Origin of the sequence: Flavobacterium sp. GSA192, assembly GCF_006386525.1 — a bacterium.
GTDB lineage: Bacteria > Bacteroidota > Bacteroidia > Flavobacteriales > Flavobacteriaceae > Flavobacterium > Flavobacterium commune.
Map to the genome: position 1 here is coordinate 45,105 of NZ_VAHC01000004.1, position 16,053 is coordinate 61,157.

14 protein-coding genes are annotated in these 16,053 nt (G+C 34.7%); 1 reads left to right on the plus strand and 13 read right to left on the minus strand.

The features are described from left to right. Positions 1-86: 86 nt before the first annotated feature. The 9 genes from FDM27_RS09250 to FDM27_RS09290 all read right to left on the minus strand — a co-directional run bounded on the left by FDM27_RS09250 (position 87) and on the right by FDM27_RS09290 (position 9,959). A complete protein-coding gene (locus FDM27_RS09250; protein ID WP_140486043.1) occupies positions 87-773 on the minus strand; it encodes a hypothetical protein in 687 nt (228 codons plus the stop codon). A gap of 25 nt (positions 774-798) precedes the next feature. Beyond that, complete coding sequence (locus FDM27_RS09255) at positions 799-1,800, minus strand: homocysteine S-methyltransferase family protein (RefSeq protein ID WP_140486044.1); 1,002 nt, start codon at positions 1,798-1,800, stop codon at positions 799-801. A 280-nt stretch (positions 1,801-2,080) separates the two neighbouring features. Continuing rightward, positions 2,081-3,133 carry an NAD(P)/FAD-dependent oxidoreductase gene (locus FDM27_RS09260; RefSeq protein WP_071183937.1) on the minus strand — a complete coding sequence of 351 codons (1,053 nt, stop codon included), beginning with the start codon at positions 3,131-3,133 and terminating at the stop codon, positions 2,081-2,083. A gap of 99 nt (positions 3,134-3,232) precedes the next feature. Continuing rightward, positions 3,233-3,856, minus strand: a complete 624-nt coding sequence (locus tag FDM27_RS09265) for a bifunctional precorrin-2 dehydrogenase/sirohydrochlorin ferrochelatase (protein WP_140486045.1) — start codon at positions 3,854-3,856, stop codon at positions 3,233-3,235. Between the two features lie 10 nt (positions 3,857-3,866). Then, positions 3,867-5,957 carry a HEPN domain-containing protein gene (locus tag FDM27_RS09270; protein WP_140486046.1) on the minus strand — a complete coding sequence of 697 codons (2,091 nt, stop codon included), beginning with the start codon at positions 5,955-5,957 and terminating at the stop codon, positions 3,867-3,869. 88 nt (positions 5,958-6,045) lie between these two features. Then, the gene (locus tag FDM27_RS09275; RefSeq protein WP_140486047.1) at positions 6,046-7,290 is read right to left on the minus strand and encodes a sulfate adenylyltransferase subunit 1; all 1,245 of its coding nucleotides are present in this window, start codon (positions 7,288-7,290) and stop codon (positions 6,046-6,048) included. Positions 7,291-7,359: 69 nt separating this feature from the next. Beyond that, the gene (cysD, locus tag FDM27_RS09280) at positions 7,360-8,259 is read right to left on the minus strand and encodes a sulfate adenylyltransferase subunit CysD (RefSeq protein WP_071183941.1); all 900 of its coding nucleotides are present in this window, start codon (positions 8,257-8,259) and stop codon (positions 7,360-7,362) included. A 40-nt stretch (positions 8,260-8,299) separates the two neighbouring features. Further along, positions 8,300-9,001, minus strand: a complete 702-nt coding sequence (locus FDM27_RS09285; protein WP_140486048.1) for a phosphoadenylyl-sulfate reductase — start codon at positions 8,999-9,001, stop codon at positions 8,300-8,302. A 55-nt stretch (positions 9,002-9,056) separates the two neighbouring features. Continuing rightward, on the minus strand, positions 9,057-9,959 hold the full coding sequence (locus FDM27_RS09290; protein WP_071183943.1) for a sulfite exporter TauE/SafE family protein: 903 nt from the start codon (positions 9,957-9,959) through the stop codon (positions 9,057-9,059). A gap of 386 nt (positions 9,960-10,345) precedes the next feature. On the opposite strand from FDM27_RS09290, the gene FDM27_RS09295 reads away from it, so the two are divergent. After that, the gene (locus tag FDM27_RS09295; protein ID WP_071183944.1) at positions 10,346-11,128 is read left to right on the plus strand and encodes a sulfite exporter TauE/SafE family protein; all 783 of its coding nucleotides are present in this window, start codon (positions 10,346-10,348) and stop codon (positions 11,126-11,128) included. An 83-nt stretch (positions 11,129-11,211) separates the two neighbouring features. On the opposite strand, the gene FDM27_RS09300 is transcribed toward FDM27_RS09295, so the two are convergent. The 4 genes from FDM27_RS09300 to thrA all read right to left on the minus strand — a co-directional run bounded on the left by FDM27_RS09300 (position 11,212) and on the right by thrA (position 16,036). Further along, positions 11,212-11,622, minus strand: coding sequence for an RrF2 family transcriptional regulator (locus FDM27_RS09300; RefSeq protein ID WP_071183945.1), 411 nt, complete (start codon positions 11,620-11,622; stop codon positions 11,212-11,214). A 168-nt stretch (positions 11,623-11,790) separates the two neighbouring features. Beyond that, positions 11,791-12,963 (minus strand): trans-sulfuration enzyme family protein, encoded by a 1,173-nt coding sequence (locus tag FDM27_RS09305; RefSeq protein WP_140486049.1) that lies wholly within the window; start codon positions 12,961-12,963, stop codon positions 11,791-11,793. A gap of 113 nt (positions 12,964-13,076) precedes the next feature. Next, a complete protein-coding gene (locus FDM27_RS09310; protein WP_055094582.1) occupies positions 13,077-13,508 on the minus strand; it encodes an OsmC family protein in 432 nt (143 codons plus the stop codon). A 113-nt stretch (positions 13,509-13,621) separates the two neighbouring features. After that, a complete protein-coding gene (gene thrA / locus FDM27_RS09315; protein WP_140486050.1) occupies positions 13,622-16,036 on the minus strand; it encodes a bifunctional aspartate kinase/homoserine dehydrogenase I in 2,415 nt (804 codons plus the stop codon). Positions 16,037-16,053: the final 17 nt, after the last annotated feature.

Sequence of the window (16,053 nt, forward strand, 5' to 3'; positions counted from 1 at the left end):
GATTCCTCCTTCGTCGGAATGACAAAACTAGACTTTTATATTTTTATTCTCTTTGCGGGCACGGATTGCAAATCCGTGCTAGTTAATTAATTCAAATCACGTTGATAATTCCAAATTAAATTATCAAGTTTTTTAGGTGTAATATTAAAGCCATCCTTTTTTAATCGATTTGCGACTTCAACAAGAATAAATTGACAATCATTTAAACTTACTTTTTCACCTGAAATATTCTCTAAAAAGCGAACAATCATTCTGTCGGGTTTAATCAATTCGTCTGAACCTGCAAGCATAAAAAAGTAAGTCAAAGAAATTCCACTATTTTGCCCTGGTATTTTTTTAATTTCAATTTCAAATTGTTCATTAGTAATAATTTTATCAATATCACTTAATTTATCAATTTTAAATTTCTGTAAAATCTCCAAAAACAATATAACCGCCTCTGACTTTAAAATCCCATTTCTCGTAGAAGTTCTTTGTCTATTTTGATAAATATTTTCCGTTAACTCTTTAATAGATTCTTTCTTCATTAATCCCAAAAAATATGATGTTGGAATTTCTTCAGAATCTGAAAACTTATCTATTTTAAAATGATTACAAAAGCGATTTATCGTATTTTGAACAATTTCATATTTTACTCCAATTGAAAATATAGAGTCAATAACACATAATGGTAAGTGACTATAGTAATACTCGGCTGGGAGTTCGTACTCCTTTTTGTCTGCAAAGATCTCATTACAAAATTTTGTCGCTTTTTCTATTATTTCTTTATTCATATTCAATTATAAAGAACTAAACATTTTACAAACTCGCCGTTGAAACTCTCGGCTTATATTTTGCCGCAGCTTCTGCAATCAAACGAATATGATCCGGTGTTGTACCACAACAACCGCCAATGATGTTTACGAGATTATCGTCTAAATATTCTTTGATAAAAGCTTGCATTTGCTCTGGTGTTTCGTCATATTCTCCAAAGGCATTTGGCAATCCGGCATTAGGATGTGCTGAAATATTGAAAGAAGTATTATGTGACAAAGTCTGTAAATACGGTTTCAACAAATCGGCTCCTAAAGCACAATTGAAACCTACACTCAACAATGGGATATGTGATACCGAAATCAAGAACGCCTCTACTGTTTGTCCCGAAAGTGTTCTTCCAGAAGCATCGGTAATTGTCCCTGAAACCATGATTGGAATATCAATATTGCGTTCGTCTTTTACTTCCTCAATAGCAAAAAGTGCTGCTTTAGCATTTAGCGTATCAAAAATAGTTTCCACTAAAAGCAAATCACAACCACCATCCATTAAAGCTTCTACCTGTTGTTTGTAAGCAATACGCAAATCATCAAAAGTTACGGCTCTGTATCCCGGATCATTCACATCAGGAGACATACTTGCTGTTCTGTTTGTTGGCCCGATTGAACCGGCAACAAAACGAGGTTTGTCCGGATTTTTAGCAGTAAACTCATCGGCTACCTGACGGGCAATTTTTGCCGACTCATAGTTCAATTCGTAAACCAAATCCTCCATATGATAATCGGCCATACCGATGGTTGTTCCTGAGAAGGTATTGGTTTCCACAATATCAGCTCCAGCCTCAAAATAAGCGGCATGCACTTCGGCAATGGCTTTAGGTTGGGTCAGTGACAACAAATCGTTATTCCCTTTTAGAGAATGTGGAAAATCCTTGAAACGTTCGCCTCTAAAATCTTCTTCCGAAAAATTATAGCGTTGCAACATGGTTCCCATGGCTCCATCGAGAACGAGTATTCTTTTTTTGATTTCTTCTTGAATGCTTGGCATAACTTATTTTTTTGCCGCTAAGGCACTAAGGCACTAGCTTTTGTTTTTTATTTGTTTCCTTAAAATCACTACTGTAACTCTCTAGCCCCGGCAGTAGCGACATCTTTGTGGGGCGGGCGTTTATGCCCCACAAGATACAGCGAATGGCGGGAACTAATTCCCTTAAAAACACCTAATGCTGTGCTCCTGATATTTTATATTTTAGGAAATGCAAAGTAAAGCAATAGCCTTACCACTTGCAAGTGATAAGGCTATTTATAATTGTAAACAACTGAGTGTTTTAGTTTATCGCTTTTACGACTGCTTTTGGCGCTTCTTTACGGGTTCCGTCAAATCCGTCAACTCCTGATACGGTTGTGTATTTCAACACATAACGTTTTCCAGGATTGATGATTTGGTATGCCGCCTGACACATTAAAGTTGCTTCGTGGAAACCACAAAGAATCAACTTCAATTTCCCTGGGTATGTATTAATATCTCCAATAGCAAAGATTCCAGGAATGTTAGTTTGGTAATCCAAAGCATTGTTTACTTTGATTGCGTTTTTCTCAATTTCTAATCCCCAGTTTCCGATAGGTCCCAATTTTGGAGTCAATCCAAAAAGTGGGATAAAATAATCACAAGGAATATTACGGTGTGCTCCGTTTTCGTCCAAATCAATAGATTCTACGTGCTCCGCTCCGTTGATTCCAACTACCTCAGCAGGAGTAATCATGTGGATTTTCCCGGCATCTTTTAATTCCTGTACTTTTTCTACTGAATCTAAAGCACCACGGAATTCATTACGACGGTGTACCAAAGTCACTTCAGAAGCAACATTAGACAAGAAAATACTCCAGTCTAAAGCTGAATCTCCACCACCTGCTATAACCACACGCTTGTTTCTGAATTCTTCTGGGTTTTTAATAAAGTATTTTACTCCTTTATTCTCGTAAAACTCAATATCCTCGATTAAAGGTTTTCTAGGCTCGAAACTTCCTAATCCTCCAGCAATAGCAATTACTTTAGCATGGAATTCAGTCCCTTCGTTAGAAGTTACAATAAAACTTCCGTCCTCTTGTTTTACAATAGTTTCAGCACGCTCTCCAAGTGTAAAACCTGGCTCGAATTGCTTAATTTGCTCCATTAAGTTATCTACTAAATCTCCTGCCAATACTTCTGGGAATCCAGGGATATCATAGATTGGTTTCTTTGGATACAATTCGGCTAATTGTCCACCCGGCTGAGGCAAAGCATCTAAGATGTGACATTTTAATTTCAATAAACCTGCTTCAAAAACGGCAAATAAACCAGTTGGACCGGCTCCTATTATAAGGATATCTGTTTCTATCATTTTTTATTTATTTATAATCATTCTTAATAATTGCAAAGAAACGAAAAAAATCAAATTTACCACATGATTTCTGTCATTCGTTTTCCGCGAATTACACTTTTATTCTTTATTTTTTAATGATTGAGTAATCTCATTCATTTTTTGAACCTTAGCTTCAAAGTCCCCTTTTAAAGTATTGCGATAATCATTGAGGTTTTGAACCATTTGATTAATATCTTCCGGTATTACTTCCTCAAAAAACTCTCTCAATCGTTTAGCGGTTGTAGGGGATTTTCCATTGGTGGAAATAGCAATTTTGACATTTCCTTTGGTTACAATTCCTCCTAAATAGTAATCACATAAATCAGGTGTGTCGGCAATATTGCATATTAAATATCTTTTTCGGGATAATTCGTATACGCTTTTGTTGACCTTCAAATCATCTGTACAGGCAATTACCATGTTGCGCTTTTTCAGCATTTTTTTCTTGAACTTTTTGTTAGTCAGTTTTACCGTAGGATGACTTTCGGCCAAAGTGACTAATTCATCAATAAAACGCGTTGCAACAACCTCAACTTTTGCATTGGGACTCGATTTGAGCAAAAAAGACAGCTTTTCTAACCCCACATTTCCTCCGCCTACAATAAGCACACTAAGGTTATGCAGCTTTAAAAAAATCGGATACAATTCGTTACGCTCCTGGCTATTTGAATCCTTTCCTGCTATATCTTTAATTTCACTCATCTTTTTTGAATTATGCTTTAGCTAAATCTTGCTCTCTGTAAGCTTCTAATTTTGCGAAAAAAGAAACCGCTTCTTCAATATATTGTTTTGCAAAAGCTTCAGAAGGCTCATTTTTATTGATTTGGTAAACTAATTCTCTGAAAGAAGTTCCTAATTCAATTTTGTTTCCTTCAACAAAAACAGTATCGAAAGAATCGATAATTCCTGCGTGTGTATTTGTTTTTTCTTTCTCAGCCAATAACAATGCTTTAGCACCGTTAACAAATCCTGCGTAAGCTAAGTAAATTGCATCTGACCATTTTTGCTCCTCTAATAATTCCTGAGCAGAAGTTATTTTGTCTTTAGCTTCAAATAACAAAGTAGCAACTAAGTCGATTACTACACCGGCACATTCTCCAACACCTACTGCTTTCACATAGTTATCAGCATTACCCCAGTCAACAAAATCTTCTTCGGTAAGATTAGTTACATCAGCCAACGGTTTTAAGAATTCGTAGAAATACTTCTCTCCGTTAGCATCATAGTAATCCAAGAATTTAGCTCCGTTAGCATTTGCTTCAAAATCATTTAAGATTAAACGCAAAGCCTCAGGTCCACGACGGCTAGGGATTTTGATAACTTTATCGGCAAAACGACCGTTTCCGTTTCCTAAAATTCCACCACCTAATAATACTTGTAATGCCGGAGCAACTAATTTCCCTGAATTGATTGACATTCCCTGGAAACCAATTTCAGCCATATTGTGTTGTCCACAAGCATTCATACAACCACTAATTTTGATTGCAATTTCCTGGTTGTTTGCAAATTGAGGATATTCAGTTTTTAACACTCTTTCTAATTCGTCAGCAATACCTGTACTACTTGCGATACCTAAGTTACAAGTATCAGTACCCGGACAAGCCGTGATATCTCCAATAGTATTGTAACCCAAAGAAACCATATCAAGTTTAGCTAATTCCTGATAGAAGAATGGTAAATTTTCTTCTTTGATATTACGAATCACAATGTTTTGACGTAATGAAAAACGCAATTCATTAGCTCCGTAATTTTTTATCAAATCAGCTAATAATCTGGCTTTATCAGTATAAAAATCTCCTAAAAGAACTTTTACACCAATAGCTACATAACCCGATTGTTTTTGAGCAATAACATTTGCTTTTTTCCAGGCTTCATAAGCAGCAACATCTTCGATAGTAACCGTTGGTACTTCTAATAAAGGCTCAGCGATTGGTCCTTCAAAAGCAGTAGTGTCAATTTCATAACTATGAAAAGGCAATGCTTTTTTCTCTTCGTCAACTAAACGCAAGAATTCGTCACGACCTAAATCTTTGATTAAGAATTTCAAACGCGCTTTTAAACGTTTAGCTCTTTCACCGTAACGGTCAAAAATTCTGATTACTCCTTCTGCGGTTGGAATAATTTGGTCAACCGGTACAAATTCTGAAAGCAATTCGGCGTGAGAAGGTTGAGAACCTAATCCACCACCTAACATTACTTTGAAACCTTTTTGCCCATCTACAATTTTAGGAATAAATCCTAAATCGTGTAAATAACTCAAAGCAGAATCTTTCTCTGATGAAGAGAATGAAATTTTAAATTTACGTCCCATTTCCTGACAGATTGGGTTACGCAACAAATATTGAAACAAACCGTGTGCATAAGGAGTCACATCAAATGGCTCATCAACATCTACACCTGCTAATTCACTTCCGGTAATATTACGAACTGTGTTTCCACAAGCCTCTCTTAAAGTAATATCGTCTTTAGCCAAATCAGCCCAAAGTTCAGGAGTTCTGTCTAAACTCACATAGTGAATTTGGATATCCTGACGTGTTGTAATATGTAAACGTCCTGTTGAATATTTATCTGAAACTTCAGTAATTCTTTTCAATTGCTCGCTGGTCACTTTACCATAAGGTAATTTGATACGAATCATCTGAACACCTTCCTGACGTTGACCGTAAATACCACGCGCTAAACGAAGACTACGAAAACGCTCATCGTCAATTTTTCCACCACGGAATGCGTGTATCTTTTTTTCTAAATCGATAATCTCTTTTTGGACAATCGGATCCTCTATTTCTGTTCTAAAACTTTGCATCTTTTTTTTGCTTTTTGCTATTAGTTATCAGCTAACAGCTTGTAATGGTTATATCTTATTTATTTTGCATAAGGCTAAAAGCCAAAGGCTATCTAATAAACCCTACTCCTGCCGTTGTATTTGTTGAAGCATCAATTAAAATAAACGCTCCGTTTGACTTGTTATCATTGTAAGCATCAAAATACAATGGCTTACTCAATTTGATTGTTACCTCTCCAATTTCATTAATTGCTAATTGAGATGCAGGAGTTGTTCCTGAATAATCAGTTGCAATAACATTTTTGACACTATCTACTTTTGCCAACACTCTGTTAGTATTGTGTTGAATTAAATATTTAGTTCCCGCAACTAATTTCTTGCTATCCATCCAACAAACTGTCGTAGTGATGTCTTTCTCAACTCTAGGCAATTCATTCGATTTTACAATCATATCTCCTCTGGTTACATTGATGTCATTTTCTAACTCAATTGTAATTGAAGACCCAGCAACAGCTTCATCATATTGCTGATCAAAAAAGTGAATATTAGTCACTTTAGATTCTGTTAAAGAAGGTAATACTGTTACAGCATCTCCTACTTTAATATTGTTTCCGTATAATTTTCCGGCATATCCTCTGAAGTCATGATATTCTTCCGTTTTTGGACGAATTACTGTTTGAACCGGGAAACGTGCTTTCCCTGTATCATAAATATCTTTTGACTCTAAGGCTTCTAAATGCTGCAAGATAGTTTGCCCGGTATACCAAGGCATTTTTCCTAATGATTCCACAACATTATCTCCTGTTAAGGCACTCAATGGAATATAACTTACGTTTTGTTCCTTGTATGAACTCTTAGCATTCAATGCCTGGAAATCAGCTTTGATTTTATTGAAAACTTCTTCTGAATAATCAACTAAATCCATTTTGTTAATCGCTACAATCACATCTTTAACTCTCAATAAATTATTGATAAAAAAGTGACGGTATGTTTGCTCAATTACTCCTTTACGGGCATCAATCAAGATGATAGATACCTGAGAAGTCGATGCTCCTGTAACCATGTTACGGGTATATTCTACGTGACCCGGAGTATCGGCGATAATATAACTTTTCTTAGCAGTAGAAAAATAAATATGAGCCACATCAATAGTAATTCCTTGCTCACGCTCAGCAACTAATCCGTCAGTAGCCAAAGAGAAATCTAAATAATCATACCCTTTTTGTTTACTGCTTTTTTCAATTGCTTCTAATTTATCTGTAGTCAATGATTGTGTATCATACAATAATCTACCTATTAATGTACTCTTTCCGTCATCTACACTTCCTGCTGTTGCTATTTTTAAAACTTCCATTCTTGTTTTGTTTATTATTTTGTAGTTGTTTGTTTGTGGTTTATATTATAAACGAAAAACGATCAACTATTAAAAGTATCCTTGTTGTTTTCTTTTCTCCATTGCTGCTTCCGAACGTTTGTCGTCAATACGTGCACCACGCTCAGAAATAGTAGAAGCTCTGATTTCGCCTACTACCTCAGCAATTGTTCCTGCATAAGATTCTACCGCAGCAGTACAACTCATATCTCCAACAGTTCTAAAACGTACAATTCTTTCTTCAACTTCCTCATCTTCATCTTGGTAAACAAAAGGAGAATGTGACCAAATCATACCATCTCTAACAAAAACTTTACGTTTGTGAGAGAAATAAATAGATGGAATTTCAATTTGTTCTTGTTCGATATAACTCCAAACATCTAATTCTGTCCAGTTTGAAATTGGGAACACACGTACGTTTTGACCCATTTCAATTTTTCCATTTAACAAATCGAACAATTCAGGACGTTGATTTTTTTCATCCCATTGACCAAAATCGTCACGAACTGAAAAAATACGTTCCTTAGCTCTTGCTTTTTCCTCATCTCTACGTGCTCCACCAATACAAGCATCAAATTTGAATTCGTCAATAGCATCTAAAAGCGTAGTAGTTTGCAAACTGTTTCTACTAGCATATTTACCTGTTTCTTCAACTACTTTTCCTTCATCAATAGCATCCTGTACATTACGAACGATTAACTCTAAACCTAATTCAGCAACTAATTTATCTCTAAATTCGATAGTCTCAGGAAAGTTATGCCCTGTATCCACGTGCAACAATGGAAAAGGAATCTTAGCAGGAAAAAACGCTTTTTGCGCTAATCTTACCAAAGTAATCGAATCTTTACCACCTGAAAAAAGCAACACAGGCTTATCAAATTGAGAAATTACTTCTCTGAATATGTAAATCGCTTCGCTCTCTAAAGCATTTGTTTTTAAAACTGAACTCATTTTTTTTATTTAAATCTATTGAATTAACTTTTTTTCTTAATTATTTCCCGTGTAAACCACATTCTTTATGGCTTTGTTCCCAATACCATCTTCCTGCTCTAATATCTTCTCCTTCTACAATGGCTCTGGTACAAGGGGCACAACCAATACTTACGAATCCTTTTTTGTGCAAACTGTTTTGTGGCACATTATGATCGTCAATATATTTTTGTACTTCTTCCAATGTCCATCTCAACAACGGATTGAATTTTACGAGGTCAAAATTAGCATCATATTCAAACAAATGCAAATCGCTTCTGTTTTCTGATTGCTCCGCTCTTAAACCTGTTATCCAAAGCTTATTCCCGGCCAAAGCTTTTTTAAGCGGCACTACTTTACGAATAAAACAACATTCTTTTCTGTTTTCAACCGACTCAAAGAAACTATTAGGTCCTTTTTTCTCCAATAATTCCTCCACCGCCTTAGCTTCAGGAAAATACACTTTTATAGGTGTTTTGTATTTCTTTTGTGTCCTATGAAAAACATCATAAGTCTCCTGAAACAAACGTCCTGTATCCAAAGTAAATATGGTTACAGCCGCATTGCTTTTATTAATTAAATCAGTAATCACCTGATCTTCCTGACCAAATGACGTAGAAAAAACTACTTTATCTTTGTATTCATCAGCCAAAAAAACCAGTGTTTCCTCAATCGAAAATCCTGCTGTTTTTTCTAATAAATCTTTTACTATTGCTTCACTCATTATTCTATTTTTAACTCAACTTCCCAAAAAAGAGGAAAGTCTTTATTTTATTATTTTACAAAAACTTCCACAAAGTTTTTAAACTCAATATTATAATTAAAATTCCAACAAAAATCATCATTGGTTTTCGTTGAATCTTATTAACTAAATAGGCAGCAATTGGCGCTGCAATTACACCACCTAAAATCAATCCAATAATCAACTGCCATCCTTCTACCCCTCCAAAAATCATAAAGGTAATTCCGCTGGCAAATGCTACTGCAAATTCAGCTGCATTCACCGACCCAATAGTATAACGGGGATTCCTTCCACGACCTAATAAAGTAGAGGTTACAATAGGCCCCCAACCACCGCCGCCAATAGAATCCATAAAACCGCCAAAGGTAGCTAGAAATCCTAATTTTTTAGTCTTCTTTTTTGTTATATTTTTCTTTAATGCTTTTGCAATAATAACAACCGCTAAAATCATCATATAAACCGAAATATAAGGCTTAATCACATCGCCATCAATCACATCCGATAACAAATAAGCTCCGGTAATTGAACCTATCACACCGGGAATTAAAAGATTTTTCAATAATTTTTTATTAATATTTCCAAATCTATGATGCGAAAGTGCAGAAGCTCCGGTGGTAAACATTTCAGCCACGTGTACTCCGGCACTGCTTATTGCCGGCGGAATCCCATAAGACAACAAAAATGAAGTTGAAGTTGCCCCATATCCCATTCCTAATGTTCCATCCACTAATTGTGCAAAAACACCAATTGCAAAAAACACTAAAAACTCCTGATTAAATCCTCCAATAAATCCATCCCAGGAAAACGCATCGTGATGCTTGTATATCAAAACACAAATAAGTCCAATTAATAATGCAACCGGAACAATAACCCACAATCGATCTTTTAAATCAAATTCTGATTTTGTAACCTCATTATTCTTTTTTGAATCCAAACTCATTTTTATTTTAACATTAAACAATCTTATTCCTTGACAAGAAAAAAAATTAAAATTTTATTCTTTTAAAATCCATTACCCTATCGGTTTAGTAGATTACTCCGCAAAAATACTACTTATTTCTAAATTTCAAAACATATTTTACTGTTTTTATAGTTAAAAGAATCAAAAACAAAACTTTAAAACATTAAAAATCAGTAAAAAGCTACTCAAAAGCATTTTTAAAAAACCTAAAACCATTTCCTGTAAAGCAAATCCATTTTACAAACTTTTAAATTTCAGTATCTTAGCATCTAATTAAGAACAAAATCATTCAAGGCAAAAAACAAATTCTACTATATCCATAGGATTATTGTAAAACAATTGTACTTTTGCAAAAAAATATTTTTATGGATTTTGAAATAGGGCTTATAGTCGCAGGTTTATTTGTTGGTTTTGTAGTAGGTATGACAGGTGTAGGAGGCGGTTCGTTAATGACTCCTATCTTATTATACTTTGGTATTCCGCCAACAAAGGCTGTAGGTACCGATTTATTATATGCTGCATTCACAAAAACCGGGGGAATCCTTGTACATAATAAAAAAAGCAATGTCAATTGGGTTATAACAGGCTGGCTTTCATTAGGCAGTATTCCGGCAGCCCTATTAACTTTATGGATTCTACACAATATAAAAGCTGATGTTACTGCAATTAATGCCGTAATAAAATATAGTTTAGGCTGGGCATTATTATTTACTTCGGTAGCCATTCTATTCAAAAAGAAATTGCTGGACTTTTCTCAAAAACATGCCGGAGATAAATTCCACAGCCAAAGCAAAACTCAAAACATGCTCACTATTGCTATAGGAGTTTTACTGGGAGCTACTGTAACACTTACTTCGATTGGTGCCGGAGCATTGGGTACGGTGACATTATTCTTCCTTTACCCACTTCTGCCAACTCCAAGACTTGTAGGAACCGAAATTGCGCATGCAGTTCCACTAACACTCGTAGCAGGATTAGGACATGCTTCAATGGGAAACTTAGACTTAGCCTTATTGGGTCAATTATTAATGGGATCTCTTCCGGGAATTTATATGGGAAGTATGTTGAGTGGTAAAGTACCTGATTTATTCCTTAGAAATGCAATTGCGGTAATGTTGTTTTTTGTAGGATACAATTTGATCTTCTAAAGACAACAAAATAAAAAATATTAAAAGCCCCTTTCATTGTTCATTCAACGAAAGGGGCTTTTTAAATATGACTGTCAAAAAAATTAGAAAGCAATATCAGCCAAAGAATTATTCTCTAAAACCATCAAGGTATTATCTCTAATCTCAGTCATCAAACGACGCGCTGCACAAGTCTTTTCGTCTTCACAATCATCGCATCTTTCATAAAAATTATGACTCGCACAAGGCAGCAAAGCAATTGGTCCTTCGAGAATACGATACACCTTTGCCATACTAATCTCTTTAGGATCTTTAATCAGATAATAACCGCCGCCTTTTCCTTTTTTAGCACCTAAAAACCCTGAATTGCGAAGTAATAATAAAATACTTTCCAGAAACTTAATCGAAATATTTTCACTTTTGGCAATATCAGCAATAGCAACCGGCGTTTGATCTTCCTGGCGCGCCAAAAAAGTCAATGCTTTAATTCCGTATTTTGTTTTCTTTGAAAGCATTATGATTTTTGATTGATGATTAACGATTGATGATTTTTGATTTATAAAAAACTAAAACACACTTAATAATGACAAAAATATATTATTTGACCTAATAAACATAAAAAAACGATTTTTGATTTACAGAAAATCTGCAATCAAAAATCGTTAATCTTTATTCTGAAATCTTTAAGAAAGTGCCTGCTCTAAATCGGCAATTACATCTTTTACCGTTTCTAAACCAACAGAAACACGCACCAAACCTTCGGTAATCCCAACTGCCAATTTCTCTTCAACAGATAATTTACTATGTGTAGTCGAAGCTGGATGTGTTACAATAGTTTTAGCATCTCCAATATTAGCCGAAAGCGAACATAATTTTATTTTATCCAGGAAAGCACGACCTGAATCAATACCTCCTTTAATTTCAAAAGCAATAATATTACCACCTAAAAGCATTTGCTTTTTAGCTACTTCATATTTAGGATGCGATTTCAGGAAAGGATATTTCACACTATTTACATTAGGGTGACTTTCTAAAAACTCAGCTACTTTCAAGGCATTTTCGCAATGTCTGTCTACACGAAGAGATAAAGTTTCTAAACTCTTAGACAAAACCCAGGCATTAAACGGCGACATTGCCGGCCCTGTATTTCTTGAGAAAAGATAAATCTGACGAATCAAATCGGCTTGACCAACAGCAACTCCCCCTAAAACTCTTCCCTGGCCATCCATCAATTTTGTTGCCGAATGCACTACAATATGAGCACCATATTTTATAGGTTGTTGAATATAAGGCGTTGCAAAACAGTTGTCCACAATCAAAATCAAATTGTGTTTTTTAGCAATATTCCCTAACAATTCTAAATCAATAACATCAACACCTGGATTTGTTGGTGTTTCTACATATAAAATTTTAGAATTTGGCTGAATAAAACTTTCAATTGTTTCCGGTTGATTGATATCAAAATACGAAGTCGTAATATTCCATTTTGGAAAATAAGTCATAAACAACGCATGTGTAGAACCAAAAACACTTCCTGCCGAAACAATATGATCTCCTGAACTCAACAAAGCCGCAAAACTAGAATAAATCGCCGCCATACCGGTAGCAAAAGCATAACCTGCCTGAGCACCTTCCATAGCACAAACCTTATCTACAAACTCAGTTGTATTGGGATTAGAAAAACGACTGTAAATATTACGTTCTTTTTCTTCCGTAAAAGAAGCTCTCATATCTTCAGCATCTTCAAAAACAAAGCTTGAAGACAAGAACAAAGGCGTTGAATGTTCCTGATAATGTGTTCTATCTATATGTGTACGTATGGCTTGGGTTTCAAAACCAAATTCTTGTTCGTCCATTTTTTTATTCTTTTTTTACACGAATTGCACGAATTGCACAAATTCATATTGTTTTAAATTTAACCAAATTAAACTAATATGAAAATCAGTTTAATCTTTATTTTCTATTTTAATTATTTCGCTAATTCTACTCCATTCAAAATCACTTTGTAATGGATGGTAGCTGTAGGTTCTACAGTCTTAGAAACCGAGCAGTATTTTTCGAAAGACAATTGTGCTGCTTTAGCCGCTTTGTCTTCTTTAATATTTCCTTCCAAAGAAAATACTACATAAATATTTTTGAAAGGTTTTGCTTCACCTACCTGCACACGCTCGCCTTCAACCTCAGCTTTGAACGAAGTAATTTCCTGACGTTGTTTTTTCAGAATCGAAATCATATCAATTCCGCTGCATCCAGCTACACCCATCAAGACTAATTCCATTGGGCTTGGCCCCATATCATTTCCTCCAAAATCCGGACGCGCATCTACATTTACAATATGTCCTCTTTCATTTTTTAATTGAAAATGGAAGTTTTCGTTTACTCTGTCTAATGTTATTTTCATAATACTATTTATTTATGGAACGCGGATGAAACGGATTTCAAACGCGGATTTTTGTTTTTTTTATAATCTGAAATCTAATCCCGATAACTATCAGGACTGCAATCTAAAACCAACTATCCTTTATCCGATAATCTCAAAATATCCCCGAAAACGCCTCTCGCAGTCACAGCAGAACCTGCTCCTGCTCCCTGAATAACAATCGGTCGGTCGCCATAAGATTCTGTGTAAATTTCGAAGAAAGAATCAGAACCTTTTAATCCGCCCAAAGCCGTATCCGAAGGAACAGAAACTAATTTTACTTCTAATATTCCTTTGTCATTTTGCAAATCACCAGACAATTCACCTATGTATCGCAATACGTGATTTGGTTTTTGTTCGCTTTTTATTTTATCATAAATTGGGTCGAACTCTTTTAATTTTGTCAGGAAATCAGTGGCACTTCCTTCGCGTAAATGTTCCGGAATTAAATTCTGAATTACAATTTCTTCAAATTCATTTTGCAAATCCAATTCTCTTGCCAAAATCAATAATTTTCTACCTACGTCGTTTCCACATAAATCCTCTCTTGGATCCGGTTCGGTATAACCATTATCAATTGCTTCTTTCAATATGTCACTAAACGGAACATCTTTAGCAGAAAAATTATTGAATAAATAACTCAATGTTCCTGAGAAAACTCCTTTAATCTTAGTGATATTTTCACCCGAAAGATGCAATAATTTTATCGTATCAATTAATGGCAAACCTGCACCAACATTGGTTTCATACAAATAACTCTTTTGATTTTCGGCCAATACACTACGCAATTGTTTGTAAAAACCATAACTCAAAGTATTCGCTACTTTATTCGAAGAAATTAAATCAAAACCATTTTCAACCAAAGGAACATAATTTTCTACAAAAGTAGCACTAGCCGTATTATCCACCGCAATTAAATTCTCTAAATGATGCTCATTGGCGTAAGCAATAATATCATCAATAGTATAAGAGAATCCGTTAGTTTGAATTTCGTTAATCCAATTTGGCGTTACTCCGTCTTTATTCAGTAAAACACTTTTAGAATTTGCAATGGCAAAAACATTCAATTTGATGTCTTTTCTTTTCTCAATAGCAACCGCCGATTCTAAAATTTGATTAATCAAAGTTCCCCCTACTAATCCATGACCAAAAACGGCAATGTTGATTTTTTTAGAAACTCCAAAAATCTCCCCATGAATAACATTTAATGCTTTATTCAGTTCTGATTTCTTAACTACCAAACTCACATTTTTCCCAGTAACCGTATTATTGAAAAGAATAGGAACAATTTTGTTTTTAATCAAAGCCGTGTAAGGCTTATAAAAAGTACTTAAATCTTGTCCAATAATCGAAATTACCGAAACATCATCGGTTACTGAAATTTTATTAACGTCTTTAGAATAGAAATCATTTTCAAATTCTTTTTCTAATTCAATCATAGCTTTTGTAGCCTGAGATGCCGCCACCACTAAGCCAATTCCTCTTTCAGAAGAACCTTGGGAAATAATACTTACACTGATATTATTATCGCCCATAACTTTAAAAATACGGGCATCAACTCCGGTTTTCCCTAGCAAACCTCTACCTTCAAGATTCACTAAAGCTACATCTTCTAAAACTGAAAGTGTTTTAATTCCTGCATTTTTAGAAGTTGCCGTAATTAAAGTTCCTTCGTTTTCATGATTGAAAGTATTCAATATTCGCAATGGAATATTTTTTTCTAACAAAGGAATTATCGTTTTTGCATGCAAAATAGTAGCTCCAAAATTAGCCAACTCATTCGCCTCATTAAAAGTCAAATGGTCTATTTTTTTAGCATCAGCAACTAAATCCGGATTAGCTGTATAAATACCATCCACATGCGTATAATTCTGAAGCTCTTTAGCATTCAAATAATTAGCTAACAAAGAAGCCGTATAATTACTTCCGTTGCGTCCTAAAGTAGTGGTTACATTGTTATTGTTAGAACCAATAAAACCGGTTACAACATTCACTACCGAACCTCCGTTTTCTTTAAAATACTGAATTACATTTTTCTTCGAAATTTGTTCCAATGGCTGTGCATCTCCAAATTTTGAATCTGTTTTTAGAAAAATTCTCGAATCAGCAAAACGGGCATTAACTCCTTTTTCGATTAAAATCGCCGTTAATAATTTAGCGGAAAGCAACTCTCCAATCGAAAGAATTTGGTCTTTAATTTTAGAACTGTAATCGCCTATCAGACTCACACCTTCGAATAATTTATCCAAAACAGCAAATTCCTCAGACAAATCGACTGTTGAATATTCATCTTGCTGGTATTTCTTAAATTCATCGAGTAAGGTTTTATAATCGGCATTTTTAGATGCAACTGCTAATATTTCTTCTAACTCATCGGTAGCATTTCCACGTGCCGAAACAACAATGGCTATTTCTTCTCCTTTATTTACTTTATCTGTAATAATAGAAACAACTTTATTGATTCCTTCACCATTTGATAAAGATTTACCTCCAAATTTTAATATTTTCATGTAATTCTATTTTGTGT

Coding starts and splice junctions, on each gene's coding strand:
- FDM27_RS09310 (WP_055094582.1), bottom strand. CDS start 13,508: ATGAAAATAACATTAGACAGAGTAAACGAAAACTTCCATTTTCAATTA.
- FDM27_RS09250 (WP_140486043.1), bottom strand. CDS start 773: ATGAATAAAGAAATAATAGAAAAAGCGACAAAATTTTGTAATGAGATC.
- FDM27_RS09290 (WP_071183943.1), bottom strand. CDS start 9,959: ATGAGTTTGGATTCAAAAAAGAATAATGAGGTTACAAAATCAGAATTT.
- FDM27_RS09270 (WP_140486046.1), bottom strand. CDS start 5,957: ATGCAAAGTTTTAGAACAGAAATAGAGGATCCGATTGTCCAAAAAGAG.
- FDM27_RS09265 (WP_140486045.1), bottom strand. CDS start 3,856: ATGAGTGAAATTAAAGATATAGCAGGAAAGGATTCAAATAGCCAGGAG.
- FDM27_RS09295 (WP_071183944.1), top strand. CDS start 10,346: ATGGATTTTGAAATAGGGCTTATAGTCGCAGGTTTATTTGTTGGTTTT.
- FDM27_RS09285 (WP_140486048.1), bottom strand. CDS start 9,001: ATGAGTGAAGCAATAGTAAAAGATTTATTAGAAAAAACAGCAGGATTT.
- FDM27_RS09275 (WP_140486047.1), bottom strand. CDS start 7,290: ATGGAAGTTTTAAAAATAGCAACAGCAGGAAGTGTAGATGACGGAAAG.
- thrA (WP_140486050.1), bottom strand. CDS start 16,036: ATGAAAATATTAAAATTTGGAGGTAAATCTTTATCAAATGGTGAAGGA.
- FDM27_RS09300 (WP_071183945.1), bottom strand. CDS start 11,622: ATGCTTTCAAAGAAAACAAAATACGGAATTAAAGCATTGACTTTTTTG.
- cysD (WP_071183941.1), bottom strand. CDS start 8,259: ATGAGTTCAGTTTTAAAAACAAATGCTTTAGAGAGCGAAGCGATTTAC.
- FDM27_RS09305 (WP_140486049.1), bottom strand. CDS start 12,963: ATGGACGAACAAGAATTTGGTTTTGAAACCCAAGCCATACGTACACAT.
- FDM27_RS09255 (WP_140486044.1), bottom strand. CDS start 1,800: ATGCCAAGCATTCAAGAAGAAATCAAAAAAAGAATACTCGTTCTCGAT.
- FDM27_RS09260 (WP_071183937.1), bottom strand. CDS start 3,133: ATGATAGAAACAGATATCCTTATAATAGGAGCCGGTCCAACTGGTTTA.